Source organism: Xanthomarina sp. F2636L (assembly GCF_026410195.1).
Classification (GTDB): domain Bacteria; phylum Bacteroidota; class Bacteroidia; order Flavobacteriales; family Flavobacteriaceae; genus Xanthomarina.
Genome location: NZ_JAPMLM010000054.1, coordinates 21,641 through 47,190 on the forward strand (window position 1 = coordinate 21,641; position 25,550 = coordinate 47,190).

27 protein-coding genes are annotated in these 25,550 nt (G+C 33.6%); 20 read left to right on the top strand and 7 right to left on the bottom strand.

What is annotated here, in order from left to right:
• Nucleotides 1-113 precede the first annotated feature (113 nt).
• On the bottom strand, nucleotides 114-2,558 hold the full coding sequence (locus OS191_RS00390; protein WP_267153727.1) for an alpha/beta hydrolase family protein: 2,445 nt from the start codon (nucleotides 2,556-2,558) through the stop codon (nucleotides 114-116).
• A gap of 173 nt (nucleotides 2,559-2,731) precedes the next feature.
• On the opposite strand from OS191_RS00390, the gene OS191_RS00395 reads away from it, so the two are divergent.
• The gene (locus tag OS191_RS00395; protein ID WP_267153728.1) at nucleotides 2,732-3,742 is read left to right on the top strand and encodes a 3-oxoacyl-ACP synthase III family protein; all 1,011 of its coding nucleotides are present in this window, start codon (nucleotides 2,732-2,734) and stop codon (nucleotides 3,740-3,742) included.
• A gap of 446 nt (nucleotides 3,743-4,188) precedes the next feature.
• The gene (locus tag OS191_RS00400; protein ID WP_267153729.1) at nucleotides 4,189-4,551 is read left to right on the top strand and encodes a CoA-binding protein; all 363 of its coding nucleotides are present in this window, start codon (nucleotides 4,189-4,191) and stop codon (nucleotides 4,549-4,551) included.
• A gap of 66 nt (nucleotides 4,552-4,617) precedes the next feature.
• Here OS191_RS00400 and OS191_RS00405 read toward each other — a convergent pair whose 3' ends face one another.
• Complete coding sequence (locus tag OS191_RS00405) at nucleotides 4,618-6,057, bottom strand: sodium:solute symporter (protein ID WP_267153730.1); 1,440 nt, start codon at nucleotides 6,055-6,057, stop codon at nucleotides 4,618-4,620.
• 135 nt (nucleotides 6,058-6,192) lie between these two features.
• On the opposite strand from OS191_RS00405, the gene recR reads away from it, so the two are divergent.
• The 3 genes from recR to OS191_RS00420 all read left to right on the top strand — a co-directional run bounded on the left by recR (nucleotide 6,193) and on the right by OS191_RS00420 (nucleotide 9,306).
• Nucleotides 6,193-6,810, top strand: coding sequence for a recombination mediator RecR (recR, locus tag OS191_RS00410; RefSeq protein WP_267153731.1), 618 nt, complete (start codon nucleotides 6,193-6,195; stop codon nucleotides 6,808-6,810).
• A gap of 10 nt (nucleotides 6,811-6,820) precedes the next feature.
• Nucleotides 6,821-7,927 (top strand): glycosyltransferase family 2 protein, encoded by a 1,107-nt coding sequence (locus OS191_RS00415; protein WP_267153732.1) that lies wholly within the window; start codon nucleotides 6,821-6,823, stop codon nucleotides 7,925-7,927.
• A gap of 80 nt (nucleotides 7,928-8,007) precedes the next feature.
• Nucleotides 8,008-9,306 (top strand): dihydrolipoamide acetyltransferase family protein, encoded by a 1,299-nt coding sequence (locus OS191_RS00420; protein ID WP_267153733.1) that lies wholly within the window; start codon nucleotides 8,008-8,010, stop codon nucleotides 9,304-9,306.
• Between the two features lie 138 nt (nucleotides 9,307-9,444).
• Here the strand turns inward: OS191_RS00420 and OS191_RS00425 are convergent, their stop codons facing one another.
• A complete protein-coding gene (locus OS191_RS00425; RefSeq protein WP_267153734.1) occupies nucleotides 9,445-10,527 on the bottom strand; it encodes an NADH:flavin oxidoreductase in 1,083 nt (360 codons plus the stop codon).
• A 114-nt stretch (nucleotides 10,528-10,641) separates the two neighbouring features.
• Between OS191_RS00425 and OS191_RS00430 the strand changes: the two genes are divergently transcribed.
• The 9 genes from OS191_RS00430 to rimO all read left to right on the top strand — a co-directional run bounded on the left by OS191_RS00430 (nucleotide 10,642) and on the right by rimO (nucleotide 17,097).
• On the top strand, nucleotides 10,642-11,418 hold the full coding sequence (locus OS191_RS00430) for a 3'-5' exonuclease (protein ID WP_267153735.1): 777 nt from the start codon (nucleotides 10,642-10,644) through the stop codon (nucleotides 11,416-11,418).
• A gap of 50 nt (nucleotides 11,419-11,468) precedes the next feature.
• Complete coding sequence (locus OS191_RS00435) at nucleotides 11,469-12,080, top strand: fumarylacetoacetate hydrolase family protein (protein WP_267153736.1); 612 nt, start codon at nucleotides 11,469-11,471, stop codon at nucleotides 12,078-12,080.
• Nucleotide 12,081: 1 nt separating this feature from the next.
• A complete protein-coding gene (locus OS191_RS00440) occupies nucleotides 12,082-12,423 on the top strand; it encodes an Hpt domain-containing protein (RefSeq protein WP_267153737.1) in 342 nt (113 codons plus the stop codon).
• Complete coding sequence (locus OS191_RS00445; RefSeq protein WP_267153738.1) at nucleotides 12,423-13,670, top strand: competence/damage-inducible protein A; 1,248 nt, start codon at nucleotides 12,423-12,425, stop codon at nucleotides 13,668-13,670. Before OS191_RS00440 ends, OS191_RS00445 begins: the two co-directional genes overlap by 1 nt.
• A gap of 113 nt (nucleotides 13,671-13,783) precedes the next feature.
• Nucleotides 13,784-14,020, top strand: a complete 237-nt coding sequence (gene rpmB / locus OS191_RS00450; RefSeq protein WP_267153739.1) for a 50S ribosomal protein L28 — start codon at nucleotides 13,784-13,786, stop codon at nucleotides 14,018-14,020.
• Between the two features lie 58 nt (nucleotides 14,021-14,078).
• Nucleotides 14,079-14,261, top strand: coding sequence for a 50S ribosomal protein L33 (gene rpmG, locus OS191_RS00455; RefSeq protein ID WP_109307876.1), 183 nt, complete (start codon nucleotides 14,079-14,081; stop codon nucleotides 14,259-14,261).
• A 42-nt stretch (nucleotides 14,262-14,303) separates the two neighbouring features.
• Nucleotides 14,304-14,456 carry a DUF4295 domain-containing protein gene (locus tag OS191_RS00460; RefSeq protein ID WP_267153740.1) on the top strand — a complete coding sequence of 51 codons (153 nt, stop codon included), beginning with the start codon at nucleotides 14,304-14,306 and terminating at the stop codon, nucleotides 14,454-14,456.
• Between the two features lie 146 nt (nucleotides 14,457-14,602).
• The gene (gene ftsY / locus OS191_RS00465) at nucleotides 14,603-15,577 is read left to right on the top strand and encodes a signal recognition particle-docking protein FtsY (protein ID WP_267153741.1); all 975 of its coding nucleotides are present in this window, start codon (nucleotides 14,603-14,605) and stop codon (nucleotides 15,575-15,577) included.
• Between the two features lie 212 nt (nucleotides 15,578-15,789).
• Nucleotides 15,790-17,097: a 30S ribosomal protein S12 methylthiotransferase RimO gene (gene rimO / locus OS191_RS00470; RefSeq protein WP_267153742.1), complete on the top strand. Its 1,308-nt coding sequence runs from the start codon at nucleotides 15,790-15,792 to the stop codon at nucleotides 17,095-17,097.
• Between the two features lie 116 nt (nucleotides 17,098-17,213).
• Here rimO and OS191_RS00475 read toward each other — a convergent pair whose 3' ends face one another.
• Both OS191_RS00475 and OS191_RS15565 read right to left on the bottom strand, forming a co-directional pair.
• Nucleotides 17,214-18,065, bottom strand: a complete 852-nt coding sequence (locus OS191_RS00475) for a hypothetical protein (protein ID WP_267153743.1) — start codon at nucleotides 18,063-18,065, stop codon at nucleotides 17,214-17,216.
• A gap of 34 nt (nucleotides 18,066-18,099) precedes the next feature.
• A complete protein-coding gene (locus OS191_RS15565; protein WP_416236342.1) occupies nucleotides 18,100-18,213 on the bottom strand; it encodes a helix-turn-helix domain-containing protein in 114 nt (37 codons plus the stop codon).
• Between the two features lie 253 nt (nucleotides 18,214-18,466).
• Here OS191_RS15565 and OS191_RS00480 point away from each other — a divergent pair, with 253 nt between their 5' ends.
• The 3 genes from OS191_RS00480 to OS191_RS00490 all read left to right on the top strand — a co-directional run bounded on the left by OS191_RS00480 (nucleotide 18,467) and on the right by OS191_RS00490 (nucleotide 19,800).
• The gene (locus tag OS191_RS00480) at nucleotides 18,467-18,943 is read left to right on the top strand and encodes an Hsp20/alpha crystallin family protein (RefSeq protein ID WP_267153744.1); all 477 of its coding nucleotides are present in this window, start codon (nucleotides 18,467-18,469) and stop codon (nucleotides 18,941-18,943) included.
• A gap of 96 nt (nucleotides 18,944-19,039) precedes the next feature.
• Nucleotides 19,040-19,300 (top strand): YodC family protein, encoded by a 261-nt coding sequence (locus OS191_RS00485; protein ID WP_267153745.1) that lies wholly within the window; start codon nucleotides 19,040-19,042, stop codon nucleotides 19,298-19,300.
• Between the two features lie 11 nt (nucleotides 19,301-19,311).
• Complete coding sequence (locus OS191_RS00490) at nucleotides 19,312-19,800, top strand: hypothetical protein (RefSeq protein WP_267153746.1); 489 nt, start codon at nucleotides 19,312-19,314, stop codon at nucleotides 19,798-19,800.
• A 125-nt stretch (nucleotides 19,801-19,925) separates the two neighbouring features.
• Here OS191_RS00490 and OS191_RS15570 read toward each other — a convergent pair whose 3' ends face one another.
• Complete coding sequence (locus OS191_RS15570; protein ID WP_416236343.1) at nucleotides 19,926-20,030, bottom strand: helix-turn-helix domain-containing protein; 105 nt, start codon at nucleotides 20,028-20,030, stop codon at nucleotides 19,926-19,928.
• A gap of 29 nt (nucleotides 20,031-20,059) precedes the next feature.
• A complete protein-coding gene (locus tag OS191_RS00500) occupies nucleotides 20,060-20,641 on the bottom strand; it encodes a MiaE family protein (RefSeq protein ID WP_267153747.1) in 582 nt (193 codons plus the stop codon).
• 115 nt (nucleotides 20,642-20,756) lie between these two features.
• Here OS191_RS00500 and bshC point away from each other — a divergent pair, with 115 nt between their 5' ends.
• Genes bshC through guaA form a run of 3 tightly spaced genes read left to right on the top strand, consistent with a single transcriptional unit; the run spans nucleotide 20,757 to nucleotide 25,328 of the window.
• On the top strand, nucleotides 20,757-22,361 hold the full coding sequence (gene bshC, locus OS191_RS00505) for a bacillithiol biosynthesis cysteine-adding enzyme BshC (protein WP_267153748.1): 1,605 nt from the start codon (nucleotides 20,757-20,759) through the stop codon (nucleotides 22,359-22,361).
• Between the two features lie 4 nt (nucleotides 22,362-22,365).
• On the top strand, nucleotides 22,366-23,736 hold the full coding sequence (locus OS191_RS00510) for a pyridoxal phosphate-dependent decarboxylase family protein (RefSeq protein WP_267153749.1): 1,371 nt from the start codon (nucleotides 22,366-22,368) through the stop codon (nucleotides 23,734-23,736).
• A gap of 56 nt (nucleotides 23,737-23,792) precedes the next feature.
• A complete protein-coding gene (guaA, locus tag OS191_RS00515; protein WP_267153750.1) occupies nucleotides 23,793-25,328 on the top strand; it encodes a glutamine-hydrolyzing GMP synthase in 1,536 nt (511 codons plus the stop codon).
• Nucleotides 25,329-25,550 lie beyond the last annotated feature (222 nt).

Consider the following 25,550-nt stretch of genomic DNA (forward strand, 5'->3'; position numbering starts at 1 on the left):
TTTGATGAATATTAGATTTCTTACGACATTCGAAATGACAAAAATTAGCTAATAGGATGATATAAAAAAAACCACCAAATAGGTGGTTTTTTATTCTTATTAATTATAAGTTGTTAATTAGTTTCAGATTCAGATTCAGATTCAGTTTCTGGTCTGTTTTTTACATTGTTTTCAAGCCATTCATCTTGTTCCCAAAGCATGTGTAGAATAGACTCTTTGGCAGCGTAACCATGACTTTCCTTTGGAAGCATCACTAATCTAACTGGAGCTCCTAAACCTTTTAAAGCATTAAAATAGCGCTCACTTTGCAACGGATAGGTTCCAGAATTATTATCTGCTTCTCCATGAATTAAAAGCATTGGAGTCTTCATAGTATCTGCATGCATAAAAGGAGACATATTATAATAAATCTCTGGTGCTTCCCAATAATTACGCTCTTCACTTTGGAAACCAAAAGGCGTTAAAGTTCTATTATAAGCGCCACTTCTGGCTATTCCAGCTGCAAATAAGTTGGAATGAGATAATAAATTGGCTGTCATAAAAGCACCATAACTATGTCCTCCAACAGCTACTTTGTTTCTGTCGATATAACCTAATGCATCTACGGCATCTATGGCTGCTTTTGCATTAGATACTAATTGCGCGATAAAGGTGTCGTTTGGTTCTTCGTCTCCTTCACCAACAATTGGAAAAGAGGCATCATCTAAAACCACATAGCCCCTGGTTACCCAGTAAATTGGAGAACCATAATAAGGATAGGTAAACTCATTAGAACTTTTGGTGTTTTGTCCGGCACTGCTCTTGTCTTTAAATTCTTGCGGATAGGCCCACATAATCATCGGATATTTTTCTCCTACCTTATAATCAGTAGGTAAATAAAGTGTTCCTGTTAACTCTAAGCCATCAGCACGGTTGTATTTAATGACTTCTTTTTTAACATCTTGAATGCTTTTAAACGGATTGTCAAATTGCGTTAAGGGTTGTAATCCAATACGCTTTTTTATGTTTCTTATGTAATAGTTTGGATATTCATTTTTAGATTCAATTCTTACAATAAATTCGCCTTGTTTCGCATTTAAAGCCATGGAAATATCTTCCACTTGGTCGGTTAATGTTGAATGGTACAATCTGGTAGTTTTTAGAGTCTCTAGGTTTATTTCGTCTATAAAAGGAAACTTTCCAGCCTCGCTATAACCATCTCCAACTAAATAGGCCTTGTTTTTATCTAAGTCTAAAACAGTCTCATCATAATCGTTTTTGGTAGAGACAAAATTCCCGGGATTGCTATAGACATCTTGGTAATTTCTATCGAAAACAACTTTAGGTTTTTGTTTGTTATCTGAAGGATTGAATAAATAGGTTCTTGTATTTCTAGTATTCCACCAATAATCGTGAGCAATGGCCGTTTCGTCATTTCCCCATTGAATATATCTAAAGCGGTCTTTGGTTTTTAAAAGGGAAGTCGCTTTTCCAGTAAATGGAGCTGTTTGTTGAAAGACTTCGTCTCTAAAAGGGACTTCTTTTTCAGGATCTCCTCCATCTAAAGCTTCTGTCCAAACAAGGGTTGCAGGCTTATCGTTTCTCCAAGTTACATCTCTTTTTCCAGTTCTTTCAGCCATAAAACCTTTTGGTAAATCCTCAATTAAGGGAACTTCTAAAAAGGTGCTTACAAAATCGCCATTGGCTTTATAAATAGTGGTTGTTGAAGGGAATCTGTAATAAGGAACCAAATAAGAAAAAGGTCTTTTTATGGTGGTAACCATCACATAGTTTCCATCAGGTGAGAATGAAGTGTTCCGATACATGTCGCTTTTTTTCCAAAGCTTGGAACTTCCATCAATATTGATTTTATAAAGCTCAGCTTGTGTTAAGACTTCAAAATTATACTCGTCGTTTTTATTTTTAAGTAAATCTTGATAGGTTCTGTTTTGTGCCTCTACACCAGCTTCACTTATAGAGATTGTTGGTCCGGTAGGGATAGCTTCTTTGGCATCTATTAAGGCTTTTCTGTTAGTGGGAAGTGTTCTTACCAAAAGAGATTTACTGTCTTTAAACCAAGTAAATGGTCTTCCCGTGTTGGCATTTAAATTTGGCTGACTAATTTTAGTAGCTAGGGCATTATTAATGTCTAAAACCCAAAGTTCAACACCAGACGTTACCGTATTTGTAAAAGCCATATAGGCTTGGTTTGGCGACCAGGAAAAATTGGCAAAACGACCATTTTCTGGCAAGCCTCTAACATTTATCTCTTGAGCATCTGTTCCTTTTTTAACTTTTAAATCGATATAATATCTGGTTCTGCTACCAATATTTGTTACAGGATTGATACGCAAGCCTCCCAAACGCATTTCTGTTTCAGAAAGTTCTTCAATGCTTTTGTAATTACTTCTATAAAGAAAGACAATGTTATTTCCTTGTCTATCTATTTGAATGCTAGGAGCCAAAGGCGCTTCGGCTAATTCCAAAATATTTTGATGAGGTTTTTGATACGTCAGGTTTTCTTGTCCGAAACTTAAAAAAGTAACAAACAAAAACAGACTAAGTAAAGATGTTTTCATGTGGTTTATGTTTTGAATCTTAAAACTACTAAAACTTAAATATGAAATTACTAAAGCCTTGTTAAAAATTATACACTTTTGTGAAATTCATATTTTAAGAATTAAAAATTATAAGAATGCTATTTTTAATGTTTAAATTGCGAGTCTGATTAAACGACTAAAAACACATATTTATGTATAATTCAAAAATTATTGGTTTAGGAAAATATGTTCCCGATAATGTGGTAACCAACGACGATTTGTCAAAAATGATGGATACTAATGATGCATGGATTCAAGAGCGTACTGGAATTAAAGAAAGACGTTGGGTAAAACCAGGATCTGAAGACACTACATCTGTTATGGGTCTAAAAGCAGCTAAAGTTGCTATTGAACGTGCTGGGATTGATAAAAACGAAATAGATTTTATAGTTTTTGCAACTCTAAGTCCAGATTATTATTTTCCAGGGCCAGGTGTGTTTATTCAAAAAGAACTAGACATAAAAACAGTTGGAGCTCTTGATGTTCGTAACCAATGTTCTGGTTTTGTTTATGCCTTATCTGTTGCAGATAATTTTATAAAAACAGGGATGTATAAAACAGTACTTGTTATTGGTAGTGAATTGCATTCTCATGGTTTAGACAAAACAGATAGAGGTAGAGGAGTTTCCGTTATATTTGGAGATGGAGCAGGGGCAGCTGTTTTAACGAGAGAAGAAAATAATTCTAAGGGGATTCTATCTACGCATTTACATTCTCAAGGTGAATATGCTGAAGAATTGGTAGTTAAAGCACCAGGAATGGGAACCCGTTGGGTAACCGATATTATTGCTGAAAATAATCCAGATGACGAAAGTTTCTTTCCTTATATGAATGGACAATTTGTATTTAAAAATGCGGTGGTTCGTTTTAGTGAAGTAATTAATGAAGGGTTAGAAAAAAATAAGTTGAAGGTGGATGATATTGATATGCTAATTCCGCATCAAGCCAATTTACGAATTGCACAATTTATTCAGAAAAAATTTAGATTGTCAGACAATCAAGTGTTTAATAACATTCAGAAATATGGAAATACAACTGCAGCGTCTATTCCTATTGCTTTAACTGAAGCTTGGGAGGAAGGAAAAATTAAAGAAGGAGATACTGTGGTGCTTGCTGCTTTTGGTAGTGGTTTTACATGGGGCTCCGTAATTATTAAATGGTAAACTCCTTTGTAAGTAGGGTTTTTGAATACAAAATCAGTATTTATATTGATTGCACAAGATATTTTAATACAAAACAAAAAACCCGAAACAAGTCTGTTTCGGGTTTTTCTCTACTAACCAATTTTAACTAACACTAACCATAAAAAGTTTTTACAGTTAATTTACTTAAACTTATCACTTAATACTATAGACGTAGAAAAGATGATTTTATTTCATTGAAACCTTTATTTAACTATCATTTAACAATTCAAAATCAAAAACCCAAAGCTTTTGGCTTTGGGTTTTCTTAATTTAATAGCCAAACTTAACACTAACCATCAACTATTATGTAGGCTATTAAATATATTATAAGTTCATTTTAAGAATTCTAATTTTGTACTTAACTAATAGACGTCTATTTTTGACTATTGTTACTTTTTTTAATAAGTATTAACACAAATTTATATATGTATAAGAAAACATTAGTGCTTGGAGCTTCTTTAAAAGCTGATAGATATTCGAATATTGCAGTCAACCGACTAAAACAATCTGGGCATGAAGTTGTTGCTTTGGGCTTAAGAAAAGGAACAATTAATGGTGTAACCATCGACACAGATTTAATGCCTTATAAAGATATAAACACAGTAACACTTTATTTAAACCCCAAAAATCAAGTGACTTATTACGATTATATCCTGTCTTTAAATCCGAAACGTGTTATTTTTAATCCAGGAACAGAAAACTCAGAACTCTATAATATTCTAAAAATGAATGATATCGATTTTGAAGTAGCTTGTACCTTAGTCTTACTGTCTACAAATCAGTATTAATTATAAGAGGTAAAAAGAATAGCTCTATAAACGTCTTTTATTCTATAGTAATACACAGCGTAGTACTTAAGCTTTTCTCTTAATCATTAGTAATCCTATGAAAGTCAATAATCCATTTAAGATTAAGATAAAGAATCCAAATTCAAAATTAAGTTGTGCTGCACTAATCACACTTATTATATAGGATAATATTGGTGAAAGAATGGCTATTATAGGAACTAGCTTATCCTTTATTTGCCATTTTGTAAATAGTCCAAAAGCATATAAGCCTAATAAAGGCCCGTAAGTATATCCAGCAAAAACAAAGAGTTTGGCAATTACACTTTCGTCTTTTATTACATATTTAAACGAAATAATAACAAGAATTAAAATAACTGAAAAAAGGACATGAATTTGTTTTCTTTTAGCAACTTGTGCTTTTTCGTCTAATGTCTTTTCAATACCTAAAATATCTATACTAAAGGAGGTTGTTAAAGCGGTTAAAGCACTATCGGCACTGCTATATGCTGCAGCAATTAACCCTAAAAGGAAGAATATAAAGACACCTGTTCCTAAGTAATTTTTGGCAAGTAACGGGAATAAATCGTCTTTATGAGCATCAATTCCGTTTTGTTCTGCATACACTGTTAATAATAAGCCTAAACATAAAAATATAAAGTTAACTACCGTTAAAACAATGGTAAACCAAAACATGTTTTTTTGTGCATCTTTCAAAGTTTTACAAGTCAGGTTTTTTTGCATCATATCTTGATCCAGACCAGTCATGACAATCGCAATAAAAGCCCCAGAAATAAATTGTTTCCAAAAGTAATTACTTGATTTGAAATCGTCGAAAAAGAAGGTTTTCGATAAATCGCTATCTAATACAAATCCTAAAATATTGCCACCTGTTAAACCTAGTTCATCACTTACAAAATAGATGGTGACTCCAACAGCAATTAGCATAAACAATGTTTGTAAAGTGTCTGTCCAAACAATGGTTTTTATTCCAGATTTAAAGGTGTATAGCCAAATAAGCAACACAGTAATAATAACTGTTTGCCAAAAAGCAATCCCAATCTCATCAAACAAGATAACCTGTAAGACGTTGGCAACCAAAAACAACCTAAAACTAGCTCCAATGACTCTAGAAATCAAGAAAAATGAGGCACCAGTTTTATAGGAATAATCGCCAAAACGTTCCTCTAAGTATGTGTAAATGGATGTTAAATTAAGTCTATAATATAAAGGGAGTAGAACTGTTCCAATCACCAAATACCCAACAATATATCCTAAAACAACCTGCATATAGCTAAATTGGGAAGCTTCAATCCAACCTGGAACCGAAATAAAAGTAACTCCAGAAAGCGAGGCGCCAATCATTCCAAAAGCTACTAAGTACCAAGGGGATTGTTTGTTTCCTTTAAAAAAAGCATCGTTTCCAGATTTCTTTCCTGTGAAGTAGGAAATTAAAATTAAAACGCCAAAATAGCTTGTAATAAGTAGGATTATTTGAGTTGGATTCATAAGAATGTCTGTTTCAAGGGTTCAAATTACACGTATTATGACGCAAATTCCAAATTTTTATTTAAGAAGCTTTTTGTTGTAAAAAGAATTAGGTAAAATTAGTGTAATTTGAGGTTTAGTAGTAAATTCGCAGCTATGGAATTTTCGTCGAAACTTTTAGAAAAAGCAGTCAATGAGATGTCGCAATTACCTGGAATAGGGAAGCGCACAGCTTTGCGTTTGGTACTGCATTTACTAAGACAGCCTGAGGATCAGACTCTTCAGTTAGCAAAAGCATTAGAATCCATGAGAACAGATATAAAATTCTGTAAAAGTTGTAATAATATTAGCGACAATGAGATTTGTGAAATTTGCGCCAATCCACATAGAAGCAACGAAATTATTTGTGTGGTAGAGGATATTCGCGATGTTATGGCTATAGAAAATACGAGTTCTTTTAAAGGGTTATATCACGTTTTAGGAGGGAAAATTTCCCCTATGGATGGAATTGGTCCAAACGATTTAAACATCCAACCTTTAGTAGGGAAAGTAAAGCAAGGTCTTGTTAAGGAGCTTATTTTTGCTTTGGGTTCTACCATGGAAGGAGATACTACTAATTTCTATATTTATAAACAAATTCAAGATTATAAGGTTACCACTTCAACTATTGCTCGAGGGATCTCGGTTGGAAACGAATTAGAATATACAGACGAAATAACCCTTGGACGAAGCATTATTAACCGTATTCCTTTTGAGGCGTCATTAAAATCTTAATTACATACTTTTGAAGTTATCTGTTATTATCTTAAACTATAATGTACGCTATTTTTTAGAACTTTGTCTAAGAAGTGCTGAAGCTGCCATCTCTAATATGGATGCTGAAATTATTGTTATTGATAATAACTCTTCAGACGACAGTTGTCAAATGGTAAAGCAATTATTTCCTAATATAAAGCTTATTGAAAATAAGTCTAACGATGGGTTTTCAACAGGAAACAATATTGGTATAAAACAGGCTCAAGGAGAATATCTTTGTATTTTAAATCCAGACACGGTGGTTGCCGAAGATACTTTTGAAATCCTCTTGAAATTTGCAGATGCCACTCCAAATTTAGGTATTTTAGGATGTAAACTGATAGATGGAAAAGGTGGGTTTCTGCCAGAAAGCAAACGCAACATTCCAACACCAATGGTTTCAATACAGAAATTATTTGGGTATTCAAAACCATATTATGCTCATCATTTAAAATCAGATCAAACGGGAAAAGTGTCTATGCTTGTTGGGGCTTTTATGATTATAAAAAAGAGTGTTTATAACGAAGTGGGCGGTTTAGATGAAGACTATTTTATGTATGGAGAAGACATCGATTTGTCTTATAAAGTTTTAAAAGCTGGGTATCAAAATTATTATAATTCAGAAACTACGGTTATTCACTTTAAAGGGGAAAGTACTTTAAAAGATAAAACCTATGCGAAGCGTTTTAATGGCGCCATGCAATTATTCTTTTTAAAACACTTTAAACCCAATTGGCTATTTAACATCATACTTTGGATTGGGATTAAGATTATTTCAATTTTTTATCCTAAAGGGAAAGAATCTTCAAATAAGATTAATGAATACGTTTTTATTTCAAATGAAAACCATCAGCAATTACAGGCAACTCTTAATAAAAAAATAACCACTCAAGCTACTATAGCCAATTATCTGCCATATTATGAGTATATCTTGGATACAGATTTTTTAGATTTTAAGAAAACCATAGATATTGTAGCTAAAAACAATACAAAACATCCAAGTACTTTTAAATTCTTATTAAAAACATCTCAAGTTATATTAGGAAGCAATACGTCTAAAAGTCGTGGAGAAGTCATTCATATAAAAAATAATTAATTAAAGAAACTGCAATAGATTCAATGAATTTTCATTAATTTTGCAGTCATTATTTAAAAAACCACTTTTCCATTACAGATATGGCAAAATTTGAATTAAAACTCCCTAAAATGGGTGAAAGTGTTGCAGAAGCAACCATTACTTCTTGGTTAAAAGAAGTAGGTGATACTATAGAAGCAGACGAAGCGGTTCTGGAAATTGCAACTGATAAAGTAGATAGCGAGGTACCAAGTGAAGTGACAGGTGTTTTAGTTGAAAAATTATTCGACGTAGACGATGTAGTTCAAGTAGGACAAGTTATTGCAGTAATTGAAACTGAAGGTCAAGGGGCAGCTGATACTGTTGCAGCTCCAAAAGCTGAACCAGCAAAACAAGAAGCTGTTGCTCAAGTAGCACAAACGGTTGAGACAGCAAAAGAAGTTGCGACTTCAGTAAGTTCTTCAGAAGATAGATTCTATTCGCCTTTAGTTAAAAATATTGCTAAGAAAGAAGGGATTACACAAGCAGAATTAGATGCGCTTTCTGGAACAGGCAAAGATGGTCGAGTAACAAAGCACGATATTCTAGCACATTTAGAGTCTAGAAGTTCTGCACCACAACCTGCAAAAACAGCCGAAACTCCAAAAGAAGCTCCTGCTAAATCTGCAGCAGCTCCTATTATAGCTAGTGGAGACGACGAGATAATAGAAATGACCAGAATGGGCAAAATTATTGCGCATCACATGGTTGAGTCTGTTCAAACGTCTGCTCACGTACAAAGCTTTATTGAAGCCGATGTAACAAAAATATGGAACTGGAGAAAGAAAGTTAAAGATGGCTTTGCAAAACGTGAAGGAGAAAACTTAACCTTTACGCCAATCTTTATGGAAGCCATTGCAAAAGCTTTACGCGACTTCCCAATGATGAATATTTCGCTGCAAGGAGATACCATTGTTAAGAAAAAACATATCAATTTAGGAATGGCTGCAGCTTTAGGAGATGGAAACTTAATCGTTCCTGTTATTAAAGATGCCGACCAACTTAATTTAGTTGGAATGACCAAAAAGGTTAACGATTTAGCTAACAGAGCCAGATTAAACCAATTAAAACCAGACGATATTCAAGGAGGTACTTATACAGTTACCAACGTGGGAACTTTTGGTAGTATTATGGGAACCCCAATAATCAATCAACCACAAGTAGGTATTCTTGCGCTTGGAGCTATTAGAAAAGTTCCTGCAGTTGTAGAAACTCCTGAAGGCGATTTTATAGGTATCCGTTATAAAATGTTCTTATCGCATTCTTACGATCATCGTGTTGTAAACGGTGCTTTAGGTGGACAATTTGTAAAAGCCGTGAAAGATTATTTAGAGGCTTGGGATTCTAATAGAGAGATTTAAAACAATTATTCCGAGTTGTCACACTGAGCTTGTCGAAGTGTTATCGAAGAATCTTATATAAAAACGAAAAGCACAATCTTAAGATTGTGCTTTTTTGTTTTGATAAAGAAAGACTCTTATTGCTATGTGTATTATACTTTATGTGTTAGCCACAAAGCCTTCCCAGCGTCTCATATAATCAATAAAAATTTCGCTTAAACCTTCATTTTTTAAATAGCTAACCGACACTGGATTTTCAATTGGTATAAAGTTTGGGTTATCAATTACACGTTTCGGAAAATCGTGATGTAAAATTCCAGAGCGTCCAATAGTTACAAAGTCAACTCCAGCGTCTAATACTTTATGTACGTCTTCTCCGGTTCTTATATTTCCGGCAACAGTAAGTTTTACGTTTTTAAAATCTAAATCGGTTACCTGTTCTAATAATGTTTTTTTACTATCCAAATAATCTTCAGCCGGTTTAAAACAATCCCAAAGCGATAGGTCTAAGAAGTCAATATAATTTTCATCAATCAGTTGTTGACTAACTATTTTTATTTCCGAGAGTTTCATCCCAAAGCGTTCTGGAGACAAGCGTACACCAAGTAAGAATGTTTTACCACAAGCCTTTCTAATGCCTTCAATAATTTCAAAAAGTAAACGTGATCGGTTTTTCAAAGAACCACCATATTCATCGGTACGTTTATTGATATCGCTACTTAAAAACTGAGTTAAAATATAACCATGGGCACCATGAACTTCAACACCATCATATCCACATTTTTGAGCGCGAATAGCGGCTTGAATAAAATCCTCTTTAAGTTGTTTCACTTCTTCTAATGTTAAAGCCCTGGCATGATGCTTTTCGTTATCAGATGGACAAACGGCTTTTTGTTTAATAACCTCAAAAGGCGAACGCATTCCAGCATGATGCAACTGTATTACCGCCAGACTACCATAAGACTTTACTTTAGAAGTTAATTTTTTATGTCCATCTATTAAGTTATCTGAAAAGATACCTAGCTGTCCAGGAAAGCCTTTGCCAATTTCTTGAACATGAGATGCACAAGTCATAACCAAACCAAAACCACCTGTTGCACGCATAGTGAGCCAGTTGTATTCATTATCAGATAACTGTCCGTTTTCATGACTTTGCTGATTGGTTAAAGGTGCCAGCATAAACCGGTTTTTCATTTTTGTTCCACAGGAAAATTCGATAGAGTCAGAAGGCTTGTATTTCATAAAGTTTTTCGATTTTTGTTGTGTAAATTTCGGATATTCTAACAACAATTCAAATTCTAAGAATAGGTTTATAGTTTTAGTATTTCTAACTACCTTTGTCCAAAATTAATTTTTATGCAACTTAATCTTACAAAACCCATCTGCTTTTTCGATTTAGAAACCACAGGCGTTAATATTTCAAACGATAGAATAGTGGAAATTGCCATCATAAAAATTTATCCAGATGGAAAAGAAGAACGTTATACACGTTTGGTAAACCCTACCATTCCAATTCCAGTTGAGGTGACTAAAATCCATGGAATTTCGGATGCGGATGTGGCAGATAAACCAACCTTTAAAGAGTTGGCTAAAGAAATAAATAACCTGATTAAAGATTCAGATTTGGGTGGTTTCAATTCCAATAGATTTGATATTCCATTATTAGCTGAAGAAATGCTACGTGCCGATATCGATTTTGATATGAAAAATAGATTATCTGTTGATGTACAAACCATTTTTCATAAAATGGAACAAAGAACGCTAGTGGCTGCCTATAAGTTTTATTGCGATAAAAATTTGGAAGATGCACATAGTGCCGAAGCCGATACGTTTGCTACTTACGAAGTTCTAAAAGCACAAGTAGCAAAATATGATGATTTAGAAAACAACACCAAGTTTTTAGCGGAGTTTAGCTCTCGTAAAAAGTTTGCTGATTTTGCGGGTTTCCTTGTCTATAATAAAGAAGGAGAAGAATGCTTCTCTTTCGGAAAGCATAAAGGCAAACGGGTAGTAGATGTCTTAGAAACAGAGCCTGGATATTTTGGATGGTTATTAAATGCCGACTTCCCTTTATATACTAAAAAAGTTTTGACATCTATTAAGTTAAGGTCTTTTAATAACAAACTGGATTAATACTTTGCAATTATAATTTAACAACAAACGTCTAAACACAAGGTACATCAATGAAGATTATTTGCATCGGAAGAAATTATACAGACCATATTAAGGAATTGGAAAACGAAAAACCAGCAGATCCTGTCGTGTTTTTAAAACCAGATACAGCTATTTTATTAAAAAAGCAACCTTTTTTTATTCCTGATTTTTCAAACGATGTGCATCATGAAGTAGAAGTTTTGGTAAAAATCGCCAAAGTTGGAAAGTATATTGATAAAAAATTTGCACACAAATATTATAACGAAATTAGTTTAGGAATTGATTTTACGGCTCGGGATTTGCAAGCCAAACTAAAAGAAAAAGGTTTGCCTTGGGAAAAGGCTAAAGCTTTTGACGGTTCTGCAGTCATAGGAAATTGGATGTTAAAAGAAGAAATTAGTGATATAAATAATGTATCTTTTACGTTAGAGAAAAATGGAAACGTCGTTCAAACAGGAAATACCAGTCACATGCTCTGGAAAATTGATGAGTTGATAGAATATGTCTCAAAATATTTCACTTTAAAGATTGGAGATATTATCTTTACGGGAACTCCTGCTGGAGTTGGAAGAGTAATTGCTGAAGATAAATTGGGGGGATTTATAGAAAACAAACAAATGTTTTCAATAACAGTAAAATAAAATGGAACAACATTATAAATTATATCGCGTACGCGAACTTGCCGATGGCGATGAAGATTTTGTAAAAGCTTTGGCAGAAGCCTTTTTAGAAGAAGTGCCAGAAGATGCCGAACGTTTAAAAAAGGCAGTTTCAGAAAAAGACTATTACAATGCCTATCAGGCAGCGCATAAAATGAAACCAACTGTAGATTTATTCGAACTTGGAGTGCTTCAAGATTTAATAGAGGTTCAGGATTGGGGAAAATTTGAAAAAACAGGCTTAGATGTTTCAGATAAATTAAACCTTGTTTTAACAGCTGTAGATAATGCCTCTCAAGAATTAAAAGCAGACTTTAATCTGTAATGCAAGCAGAAATAATTACCATAGGAGACGAAATTCTCATTGGTCAGATAATAGATACCAATTCAGCGTTTATAAGTAAGGCTTTAAATAGTATTGGTGTTTCAGTGTACCAAATTGAGTCTATTCAAGATGATAAAGCACATATTTTAAAAGCTTTAAAAGAAGCTGAGAGCAATGCTGAAATCATCATCATCACAGGTGGATTAGGACCAACAAAAGACGATATTACCAAAAAAACCATTGCAGAATACTTTAACGATACTTTAGTGCAAAGCGATGCTGTGTTAAAAAACATCCAATATCTTTGGGAACATCACATCAAGCAACCTTTAGCTCAAGTAAATATTGATCAAGCTTTAGTGCCTTCAAAAGCTCAGGTTTTAATGAATGTTAATGGGAGTGCTCCAGGCATGTGGTTGGAACAGAATGGTAAAATATTTATTTCTCTTCCCGGAGTGCCTTTTGAAATGAAAGCCTTGATGGAAAATTTCGTAATTCCTAAATTAAGAGAAGCTTATCGGTTTCCATATATAAAGCATACCACCATTTTAACTTATGGTTTAGGTGAAAGTTCTTTAGCCGAAAGAATTGAAGCTTGGGAAGACAAGCTTCCAGATTTTATAAAATTGGCTTATTTACCAGGATTAGGAAGAGTGCGTTTGCGTTTATCGGCTAAGAATATAGATAAAAATTTGGTTGAAACTGAAATGCAAAATCAAATCGATAAACTGCTGCCTCAATTAGATGGCATCTTTGTGGGGTTTGAAGCGGATGATTCTATTGAAGCCATTTTAGGAAAACAACTAACTCATTTAGGAAAAACTCTGGCCACTGCCGAAAGTTGTACAGGAGGAAAAATTGCAGAATCTCTCACTAAAATTCCAGGGGCATCACATTACTTTAAAGGGAGTGTAGTAAGTTATGCTACCCAATCGAAAATTGATGTTTTAAAGGTTCCGGAAGCACTTATTAATAAGTATTCTGTGGTAAGCTCGCAAGTAGCAGAAGTCATGGCCAAGAATGTTTTAGAAATGTTTCAAACAGATTATGCCATAGCAACCACTGGAAATGCAGGACCTGATAAAGGAGATTCTAATGCTGAAGTGGGAACGGTTTTTATTGCTATTGCTACAAAAGACACCGTTTTCTCTGAAGAGTTTAACTTAGGAAATCACAGAACTAAAGTCATTAGAAAAGCTGTAAACAAGGCTTTTGAGATGCTTCAAAAAGAAATTTTAAAAAAGTAACAATTTTAGTTTGTTGATATTATAAAGTTTTACTAAATTTGCAGCCTGTTTAAAAACATCTATATAGTTTTTTAAGAAACAGAAACAATTAACAATATTTAAAGTTAGAAGAAATGTCAAGAGTTTGTGAACTTACTGGAAAGAAAGCGATGGTTGGAAACAACGTATCTCACGCAATGAACAAAACAAAACGTAAATTTGATGCAAATCTTATTAAAAAACGTTTTTATCTTCCAGAAGAAGATAAGTGGGTAACTTTAAAAGTTTCAACTGCAGCTTTAAAGACTATCAATAGAATTGGTATTGCAGCAGCACTAAAAGAAGCTAGATCTAAAGGGTTTTATAAATAATAACCTATAAGGTTCAGATTTCCTCCTTAGAGGGAATTAAAAATTAATATATTTTACAATGGCAAAGAAAGGTAACAGAATACAAGTAATTTTAGAGTGCACAGAGCATAAAGAGTCTGGACAACCAGGAACTTCTAGATATATTACTACTAAGAATAAAAAGAACACGCCTGATAGAATGGAAATTAAAAAATTCAATCCTATCTTGAAGAAAATGACTGTTCATAAAGAGATTAAATAATAATAAAACTAACTATAAGTAAAGTTTTAAAAAGCATAAGACATGGCAAAGAAATCAGTTGCATCGTTACAAACAGGATCTAAAAGATTAACAAAAGCTATTAAAATGGTAAAATCTCCTAAAACAGGAGCTTACATGTTTGTTGAATCAATTATGGCACCAGAACAAGTAAACGAGTGGTTATCTAAAAACTAACTCAAACTTGTTATACAATATTTTAAGCTGCTTTCTATTTAGAAAGCAGCTTTTGTTTTATATTTACATCAGTAAATTAACAAATGTGTAGCAAATCTAATAAGACAAGATTTTAGCTAAAAATAATATCATTGAATTGACATAAAATGAGTTTTTTTAAAAAAATATTTTCTTCTGAAAAAAAAGAAACACTGGATAAAGGTTTAGAAAAATCTAAAACTAATTTCTTTAATAAGCTAAGTAAAGCAGTTGCTGGGAAATCTAAAGTGGATGATGAAGTTTTAGATAATCTCGAAGAAATCCTTGTAACTAGCGATGTAGGCGTAGATACTACACTAAAAATTATCAAACGCATTGAAGCTCGTGTGCAAGAAGATAAATATCTTGGTACAGACGAACTTAATAAAATCCTTCGTGAGGAAATTGCAGGCTTATTAAGCGAAACAAATTCTGGTGAGGATACCGAATACACCATTCCAAAGTTGCCTGCAGATTCTCAGGGAAATAAAACACCTTATGTTTTAATGGTTGTTGGAGTTAACGGGGTTGGAAAAACTACAACTATTGGAAAGCTAGCTTATCAGTTTAAAAAACAAGGTTTAAATGTCGTATTAGGTGCAGCAGATACTTTTAGAGCAGCTGCTATCGATCAACTTCAGGTTTGGGCAGATCGCGTAGAGGTGCCAATGATTAAACAAGCTATGGGAAGCGATCCAGCTTCTGTAGCATTCGATGCAGTACAATCTGGTGTTACACAACAGGCTGATGTGATTATTATTGATACAGCTGGACGTTTACATAACAAGGTGAACTTAATGAACGAGTTAACCAAAGTAAAACGTGTCATGCAAAAAGTAATTCCAAATGCGCCTCACGATGTACTATTAGTTTTGGATGGTTCTACAGGGCAAAATGCTTTCGAGCAAGCCAAACAATTTACAGCGGCAACCGAAGTCACATCGCTTGCAGTAACCAAATTAGACGGAACAGCCAAAGGTGGTGTGGTAATTGGTATTTCAGATCAATTTCAAATTCCAGTAAAATATATTGGAGTAGGCGAAGGTATTGAAGATCTTCAGGTATTCAACAAATATGAGTTTGTAGATTCTTTCTTCAAATAAGATAATAGTTTGTCACACTGAGCTAAGCCTGTGCTGAGCGAAGCCGAAGCATCGAAGTGTCTATCAAAAAAACAATTAATTAATCAAAGTTGTGAATAAAGAAAGCTTCAAGTTATTCTTGAGGCTTTTTTTAGTTAATTAGATTGTATCTTTGCAGTCTGAAAAAATAGTATTATTAATAAAAGAGATTCCTGTTTCATCAGGAAACGCATATGAGAACAAAATCGCTTAAAAAGAACAAAATCAATGTGGTAACACTTGGCTGTAGTAAAAATGTGTACGATAGCGAAGTGCTAATGGGACAACTTAAAGCCAGTGGAAAAGAGGTTGTACATGAAGAGGAAGGCAATATTGTGGTAATAAATACCTGTGGTTTTATTAATAATGCCAAGGAAGAAAGCATCAATACCATTCTCAATTTTATGCAGAAAAAGGAAGATGGCGAAGTGGATAAAGTCTTTGTGACTGGTTGTTTAAGCGAACGTTACAAACCAGATTTACAAAAAGAGATTCCAAATGTGGACCAGTATTTTGGTACGACTGAATTACCAGGCTTATTGAAAGCTTTGGGTGCAGATTATAAACACGAATTAATAGGAGAACGTTTAACAACCACGCCAAAAAACTATGCCTATTTAAAAATTGCTGAAGGTTGCGACAGACCCTGTAGTTTCTGTGCCATTCCTATTATGCGAGGAAAGCACAGATCGACACCTATTGAGGACATTGTTATTGAAGCTGAAAAACTAGCCGCTAACGGAGTAAAAGAGTTAATTCTTATTGCCCAGGATTTAACCTATTACGGATTGGATTTATACAAAAAACGAAATCTGGCCGAATTACTTGAAGCTTTAGTAAAAGTGGAAGGTGTGGAATGGATTCGTTTGCACTATGCTTTCCCTACAGGATTCCCAATGGATGTCTTAGAGGTCATGAATCGAGAACCAAAAGTATGTAATTACTTAGATATTCCGTTGCAACATATTTCTGATGATATTCTTAAAAGTATGCGTCGTGGAACCACCAAAGAAAAAACGACGAAGTTACTTAAGGAATTCAGACAAGCTGTCCCAGAAATGACGATTAGAACAACGCTAATTGTTGGGTATCCAGGAGAAACAGAAGAAAATTTTCAAGAGTTAAAGCAATGGGTTTCAGACATGCGTTTTGAGCGTTTAGGCTGTTTTACCTATAGTCACGAAGAAAATACCCATGCTTATAATTTAGAAGATGATGTGCCAGAGGACGTAAAACAAGATCGTGCCAATCAGATTATGGAAATCCAGTCACAAATTTCTTGGGAGTTAAACCAAGCAAAAATCGGACAAACCTTTAAAGTGGTTATCGATAGAAAAGAAGGCGAGTATTTTATTGGACGTACAGAATACGATTCCCCAGATGTGGATAACGAAGTGTTAATTGATGCTACTAAAACTTATTTAAAAACGGGTGAGTTTGCAACTGTAAAAATTACTGAAGCAGCAGATTTTGACCTTTATGGAGAGGTTGCTGTTGTTTAAAATGTGCCACTAAGCGAAGTCGGAGTATAGAAGAATTTATGATTGTTCAAAAGTTTTCTCATGTCGTTAAAATAATAAAGTTAATTAACGACATGAAGATTGATTTGTAAATGGCCTTAATCGTTACAGCGTAAACTGTATTCATCAATAATTTCTATATACATCTCAAGGAAAAATTCTGTATCTAATTTATCTTCCTCCTTCTGTTTGTTTTTGGAACCTTTTATTAGTTTCAGTTTCTCTTTTTTCTTCTTTTTAAAATTTTTATACTTTTCTTTATTAGCTTTTCTCTTGTCTTTATTTCCGAATGATTTTTCCTGTTCATCTAAATATGTTAAAAAGGCTGGACAATCACTTCCTGCTTCTTTAAACGATTTGATAAATTTATCATCGATTTTACCTAAATTAAATATATTAATTCTATTGAAATCTATTGGGATATAAGCGAATTCTTGATTTATATTTTTAATATAAACTATCACGTACATCATTTCACAATTGTTATCATTAAGGCAGTTGTAGGCTCTCAATCCATATAAATTTATTTCAGCTTCTCTTATTAGAGGCATCATAACTTTCTTGTCTAAATCAACGACTTCATTTTTGGTGTTTATGGTTTTTAATTTTAATTTTTCGTAGGTAACGGTATCTGAGTCCATTATAACAATGGAATGAATGTTTTCTAAACCCAGTTTTTCAAAATCTTCATCGAGATTTCTTTTAAACTTAAAGGTTTGTTTGTCTAGGTTTAATTTTGATTCTATGGAACTAAAATCGTAAGCAGGTGTTCTAAATTCAAAAGATTTAGGTAAAGTGAAATCTTTAATATAACCATTCAAAATAGTACCATTGTTCATTACAATTTCACTAGGAATATAATCTTTAGTATAATTAGTAAATACAATGTCTTGTGCTTTAACGAGCGTTGTGAAAAGGATAATAATGAGTAGGCTAAGTTTTTTTGTCATGGTATTTTTAATTTGTTTTAAGCAATATATATATTTACTCATTTACCAACAAATCTCCAGATTGGCAAACCAACGCTTTACAAATTGCTTCCAAAGTTGATAAAGCGTAAATTTTTTTATGTGTTTTGGTTGCTAATCGATGTATAATTAATCTATCCGTGTATGGTTTCCTGTTTTACACCTAATTTCCATTTTTTAATAAAAGTCCAAATGTAAATATGTCATTTTATTGTGAGTAAATATGACAATTATTCAGAATTATGACAAAATTTCATAGAATATTAGTTAAAATTCCTAACAAAAGTCCTTTACTCGATTTTGGTATTTTATTTGTTTATTTATGGATGAAATCGAGAGAGATTTCAAATTTGAAATAATGTTTAATTTAAAATTTTGTAATTATGAGCAATTTAGCAACTGTTCCTAAAAACGGAACTTTATCAAACAGAAATTCAAATGGAAATTATTTAAATGTTTCCGATTGGTTAGATGACATTTTCAATAGGGATTTACCTTCCGTATTTACTTCAAATTTTAATACGGGAATGTCTTTACCGAAAATAAACATCAAGGAAACTGCCGATGCCTTTATGGTGGAAATGGCGGTTCCAGGTTTAAAGAAATCAGATTTCCATATTGACCTCGATAATCAAGTATTATCAATTTCTACAGAAACGAAGGAAGAAACTGAACACAAGGAAGAAAATTATACTCGTAGAGAGTTTGGTTACTCCTCGTTCAAAAGATCCTTTAATTTACCAGAAAGTATAAATGATGAAAAGATTAATGCGAACTATGAAAATGGTATTTTGAGTATTCTTTTACCAAAAAAAGAAGAGGCTAAACAAAAGCCTGCTAGAAGCATTAAGATTTTGTAGTTGTTTCACTAAATTTTAGGGTAAAATATTGAGATGGATGCTGATTTTTTCAGCATCCTCTTAATAATAAGTTTAATTCTTTAAAATTTTTATGTTATGCCAAGAAAGTTCAAATCTGGGGATTGGGTAAAAGTCAAAGGAAAACTTACCACCCCAAAAATGCAAGTTCTCAAATATGTTCCAAAAAATGATTTACTAATTGGTTTAGTTGATAATGACAGCTATTTGGAATGTGTTTGGTATAAAAATGGGGAGCGAATAAGTGAAGTGTTCCACCAAAATAAATTGATTAAAACCATAGAAACGGGTGGCTTGTTCAGAACATTTTTGCCAAGACCAAAATTAAGTTTAACTTAAAACCTAAAGTGATGAAAAAGCATGTTTTATTATTTATGGTTGGCCTGTTAAGCGTTAGTTGCAACGGTCAAAAAAATGAACACAAAAAAGCCGATGCAAATGAGAGTGATGGAAAATTAGTTGAACAGCCCAAAGGTTCTTGGAAGGTTGAGAGAGAATTTGATAATAGCGGGAATTTGATTAGATATGACAGTATTTATTCTTGGTCATCCGATAATAAGTTGGATAATCTATCATCGTTAGATCGTGATAGCTTGATGCAATCTTTTAAATCAAAATTCTTTGAGAATTATTCAGGATATGCTAATCAGGGGTTTGAGGGTGTTTTTTCTCAAGATTCACTTTTTAGTAAATATTTTTTTAATGATGATTTTTTCGGAAGTGATTTCGGTAATGACTTTATAGATATTGATAGGTTAAGACAACAAATGATTGCAAGGCAGAAGAAATTTTTAGAAAAATATCAGTCACAGTTTATTAAACCTGAAGACGAAAACTAAATGGTTTTCGTCTTTTTTCTTTTTAGTTTGGGCTTTTCTTACATTACACACAACTTGCTTATACAAATCCGTTTTAATGATGTATATATAGTGAAAACGAATTTAACTTTTTAAAATTAAAATGTCTATTCATTCACCAACAAATCTCCAGGTTGACAGTCTAAAGTTTCACAAATAGTTTGAAAAGTACTAAAACAGATGGCTTTGGCTTTTCCGTTTTTATGAGAAATAAATTAGGTAAATTTAATTCATGTTGCTTTTACCCATGTATGGTTTCCTGTTTCCCATATCTTTGAATGACTTCTGCTTCAAAATCTATCAGTTCTTGCCAGCGTCTATCTACGTCTACATCTTGTCCATACTTTCTAGCAAAACCTATAAAAAGCGTATAGTGTCCAGCTTCGCTAATCATTAATTCATGATAAAATTTTGAAAGTTCAGGGTCTTTAATTTTTTGAGATAAAAGTTTAAAACGTTCACAACTTCTGGCTTCAATCATGGCAGAAAACAAGAGTCTGTCTACCATAGATTGAACCCGACTACCACCTTTATTCATAAATTTATAAAGCTCATTAACATAACTATCCTTTCGTTCTCGTCCAAGCGTATATCCTCGTTTTTTGATGATATCATGAACCATTTGAAAATGTCCTAATTCTTCTTTTGCCAATTCAAGTAAATCAGTTACCAAATCTTCATATTCTGAGTTTTGAGTAATAATTGTTATCGCATTGGTTGCTGCTTTTTGTTCACACCAAGCGTGATCGGTTAGAATTTCTTCAATATTCGACTCAACAATGTCAACCCAACGTGGATCTGTAGCTAATTTTAAACCTAACATAATTAATTTTTGGGTAAAGATAAGTAATCTTTCTTAGCTTCTTTCCAAGGATATTTTAAGTTATTTTTAAGACTAGAAACCGTATCTTTACTTTTTAAAACTGCAAAGCGTAACTATGCCAACAGACTGTATCACGTATAAAGACACCAACTATTTTTCAAGTTTAATTTGCGATTATTTAGATGAAAAAGAGACTTTAAAACCGTATTATAATAGGTTCCCAAGCCTTGAAAATTTTAAAGCGCAAATAGATGAAAAAAAATCTCAGTTCTCTGAAATTTCTAGAACTGTTTTAGTTGAAAGTCTTAAAGCTCAATACATAAATGTTGAAACTTCAAATGAAACTGAAGCTAATATCAAATCGCTTTTACATAAAGATACCTTCACCATAACAACCGGCCACCAATTGAATTTATTTACCGGGCCTTTGTATTTTTTCTATAAAATTATTTCAACTATTAATTTGTGTAAAGAATTAAAAGCAGCATATCCTCAACAGGGTTTTGTACCTGTTTATTGGATGGCTACGGAAGACCATGATTTTGAAGAAATTAATTTCTTCAATTTTAAAGGCAAAAAAATCCGATGGAATAAAAATGCTTCGGGAGCAGTAGGAGAATTAGATTTGGAAGGCTTGCAACAGATTTTAGACCAGTTTGGATCACACTTAAATACCGGCAAAAACGCTGAAACCTTAAAGAATTTATTTCAAGACGCTTATATCAAATGTAGCAACTTAACCGAAGCGACTAGGTTTTTGGTGAACGAACTTTTTTCTGAAACGGGTTTAGTCATCATCGATGGAAACGATAAAGAGTTAAAACGTTTATTTCTTCCTTTTGCTAAGGAAGAATTACTTAACCAAACCTCATTTAGAAAGGTGACTGAGACCTCTCAACAACTTAACAACTTAACAGCTAACTACAAAATACAGGTTAATCCACGTGAGATTAATTTATTTTATTTAAAAGAAAACTTGAGAGAACGAATAGTCTTTGAAGATGAATTATACAAAGTCCTAAACACTAATATTACTTGGAACAAGAGTGAGTTAATAAAACACCTCAATGAGGTGCCGGAACGTTTTAGTCCCAATGTTATTTTAAGACCTTTGTACCAAGAAGTTATTTTACCCAATCTCTGTTATATTGGTGGAGGAGGAGAGCTGGCCTACTGGTTTCAGTTAAAATCTAATTTTGAAGCTCAAGACGTGACTTTTCCTATATTATTACTTCGGAATTCAGCCTTATTAGTTTCAAAAAAGCAACAGGATAAGCTAGAGAAGTTAGATGTGTCAAGCGCTGATTTATTTTTAAAACAAGACCAATTACTCGAAAAAGTAACTAGAGAACGATCCGCAGTTAAAATCGATTTTTCTAAGCAACAATCATTCTTAAAAAAACAGTTTGAAGACTTATACGACTTAGCCGAAAAAACAGATAAATCATTTCTTGGAGCCGTGTCTGCACAGGAAAAAAAGCAGATAAAAGGCCTTGAGAATCTTGAAAAAAGATTGCTTAAAGCTCAAAAAAGAAAATTAAAAGAGATTTTAGATCGTGTAACCTCACTTCAAAATGAATTATTTCCAAATATGAGTCTTCAAGAACGTCAGGCTAATTTTTCTGAGTTTTATTTAGAATATGGAGACCAATTTATTCAGCAGTTAATGTTAAATTTGCAACCTCTAAACCAGGAATTTTTAATATTAAACTTAGAGTAAACCCATGCACAAAATTGATATAGATCTAATAGAAATGACCTTAGACGTCATGAAATTTGCTATTGGTAGAATTTCAGCTACCGAGCATCCTATTGGAAAACCTAAAAAATACGAAGAACTTAAAGCACTTGTTGGCGAAACAGTTACCGAAAATGGCGTAGGAGGTGAATACGCTTTCAACCTATGGAAGGAGCATTTATCCAAAGCAAATGTTCCAGTAGATCACCCTAGAAATTTAGCCTTTGTACCAGCAGCTCCAACCCGTGCCGCTATTATGTTCGATTTAGTGACTTCAGCTTCAAGCATTCATGGCGCATATTGGATGGAAGGTGCTGGTGGAATTTTTTGTGAAAACGAAGCCATGTCGTGGATTGTGTCCTTAACAGGTTTACCAAAAGGAGCTTTTGGAGTATTTACAAGTGGAGGAACAGCAGCCAATTTATCGGCTATTGTTACAGCTAGAGAACACTGGAGAGAAGACGAAACTTATTCAAGGGAAAAAGGATTAATCATAACTTCTATTGGAGCGCATTCTTCAATAAAAGCTATGGCCAAAGTTGCCGATGTAGATATTTTGTTAGTAGATTCTGAGGAAGAACTAACAGGAGATGATCTTAGAAAAACAATCGACAAATTAAATTTTCACCAACGAAAACGTCTGTTTGCAGTTGTTGCCACAGGAGGGACAACCAATGCTGGAATTATTGATGATTTAGATGGAATAGCAGAAGTTTGCGAAAAAGAAAATATTTGGTTTCATGTGGATGCAGCCTACGGTGGAGGTGCTTTGGCAGCAGATTCTGTAAGGCCTTTGTTTAATGGAATTGAAAGAGCTGATAGTATTACTATCGATCCACATAAATGGATGTTCTCTCCATACGATTGTGGTGCCGTTATTTATAAAGATCCAGAATTAGCTAAAAATGCCCACTCTCAACAAGGCTCGTACTTAGATATTTTTAAAGATGAAGGGGCGCATGGTTTTAATCCAACAGATTATCAAATTCAGTTAACACGTCGTGTTCGTGGTTTGCCTTTATGGTTTTCATTAGCTACTCATGGCACTGATCAATATAAAAAATCAGTAGAAAGAGGCATCGAATTAGCTCAGATTGCTGGTAGATTAATTGACGAAAATCCGAATGTGGAATTAGTTAGAGAGCCAAGTTTATCTTGTGTTCTCTATCGAAGAATAGGATGGAAGCCTGAAGATTACACGCATTGGACATACGAAAATCATGAAAAAGGGTTTGCTCTGGTAACGCCTACTAAATGGAAAAATGGCGATACTTTTGAAACGGTTTCGCGTTTTTGCTTCATCAATCCAGATACTACAGAAAAAGATATCCAGATGATTTTGGAGTCTATGAATTAATTTCAAAAATTGGTTTGCTAAACTGATAATTAAAAAATCAATTACTATTTTTGCTCATGCAACACAACAAAGTACTTATTTTAGATTTCGGCTCGCAATACACACAGCTTATTGCTCGTCGAGTAAGAGAACTCAATATTTATTGTGAAATTTATCCATACAATAAAATTCCAAAAGAGGTAGAAGAATACAATGCCGTCATACTTTCTGGGAGTCCTAATTCTGTAAGAGCAGAAAACGCACTTCATCCAGATTTATCACAAATTAGAGGAAAGAAGCCTTTATTAGCCGTTTGTTATGGAGCGCAATATTTAGCTCATTTTTCTGGAGGCGAAGTAGCACCTTCAAACACTAGAGAATATGGTCGCGCAAAATTATCATATATTAAACCTAAAGAGGCGTTCTTTAAAAATATAAACGAAGGATCACAGGTGTGGATGAGTCATAGCGATACCATAAAAGATCTTCCAACCAACGGGTTGTTATTGGCAAGTACGCACGATGTGAAAAATGCTGCCTATAAAATTGAAGATGAAGACACCTATGCCATTCAATTTCACCCGGAAGTATATCATTCAACAGATGGGAAACAGTTATTAGAAAACTTTCTAGTACATATTGCACAGGTAGAGCAAGACTGGACACCACAATCTTTTGTGGAAGAAACCGTAGAAGATTTACAAAATAAAATAGGAAACGATAGAGTCGTGCTAGGACTTTCTGGAGGAGTTGATTCTTCAGTAGCAGCCATGCTATTACACAAGGCCATTGGCAAGAATCTATACTGTATTTTTGTTAATAACGGCTTATTACGAAAAAATGAATTTACAGATGTCCTAGATCAATACAAAGATATGGGACTTAATGTAAAAGGTGTGGATGCTTCCACTCGTTTTTTGGATGCACTTGCAGGATTAAGCGATCCGGAAGAAAAACGTAAAGCTATCGGCCGTGTTTTTATAGAAGTATTTGACGATGAAGCTCATGAAATTTCTGATGTGAAATGGTTGGCTCAAGGGACTATATATCCAGATATTATTGAGAGTGTTTCGGCAACTGGTGGCCCAAGTGCAACCATTAAAAGCCACCATAATGTAGGAGGTTTACCGGATTTTATGAAACTTAAAATCGTAGAACCTCTTAAAGCCTTGTTTAAAGATGAAGTACGTCGCGTTGGAGCTTCCATGGATATGGATAAAAATCTGTTAGGGCGTCATCCATTTCCAGGACCTGGATTGGCCATTCGGATTTTAGGAGATATTACTGCCGAAAAAGTTCGTATTTTGCAGGAAGTCGATGCTGTTTTTATTAATGGCTTAAAAGAATGGAATTTGTACGATAAGGTATGGCAGGCTGGAGCCATTCTCTTGCCAGTTAATAGTGTAGGAGTCATGGGAGATGAGCGTACGTACGAAAAATGTGTTGCATTAAGAGCCGTAGAAAGCACGGATGGTATGACTGCAGATTGGGTAAATTTACCATACGAGTTTTTACAAAAAACATCAAACGATATAATAAATAAAGTAAAAGGCGTTAATAGAGTAGTGTACGATATTAGTTCGAAACCACCTGCTACAATTGAGTGGGAATAAAATTCCTGAAGGGATAATTCTATTGATAAGAATAAATAGCCTTCTGCTTTGAGACTATGAAGTAAGTAAACTGTACACGTATATGTTTAAATGCCATTTTTAATTTTTGGCATAAAAATGGCATAACTAAAAAGGACGTTTCAATCTCAGCTTGTTAAAAGCTAGAGTTAATAAACTAAATAAGACTGTAATCTTTTGAGAAATGAGGTTGTGATTTAACTC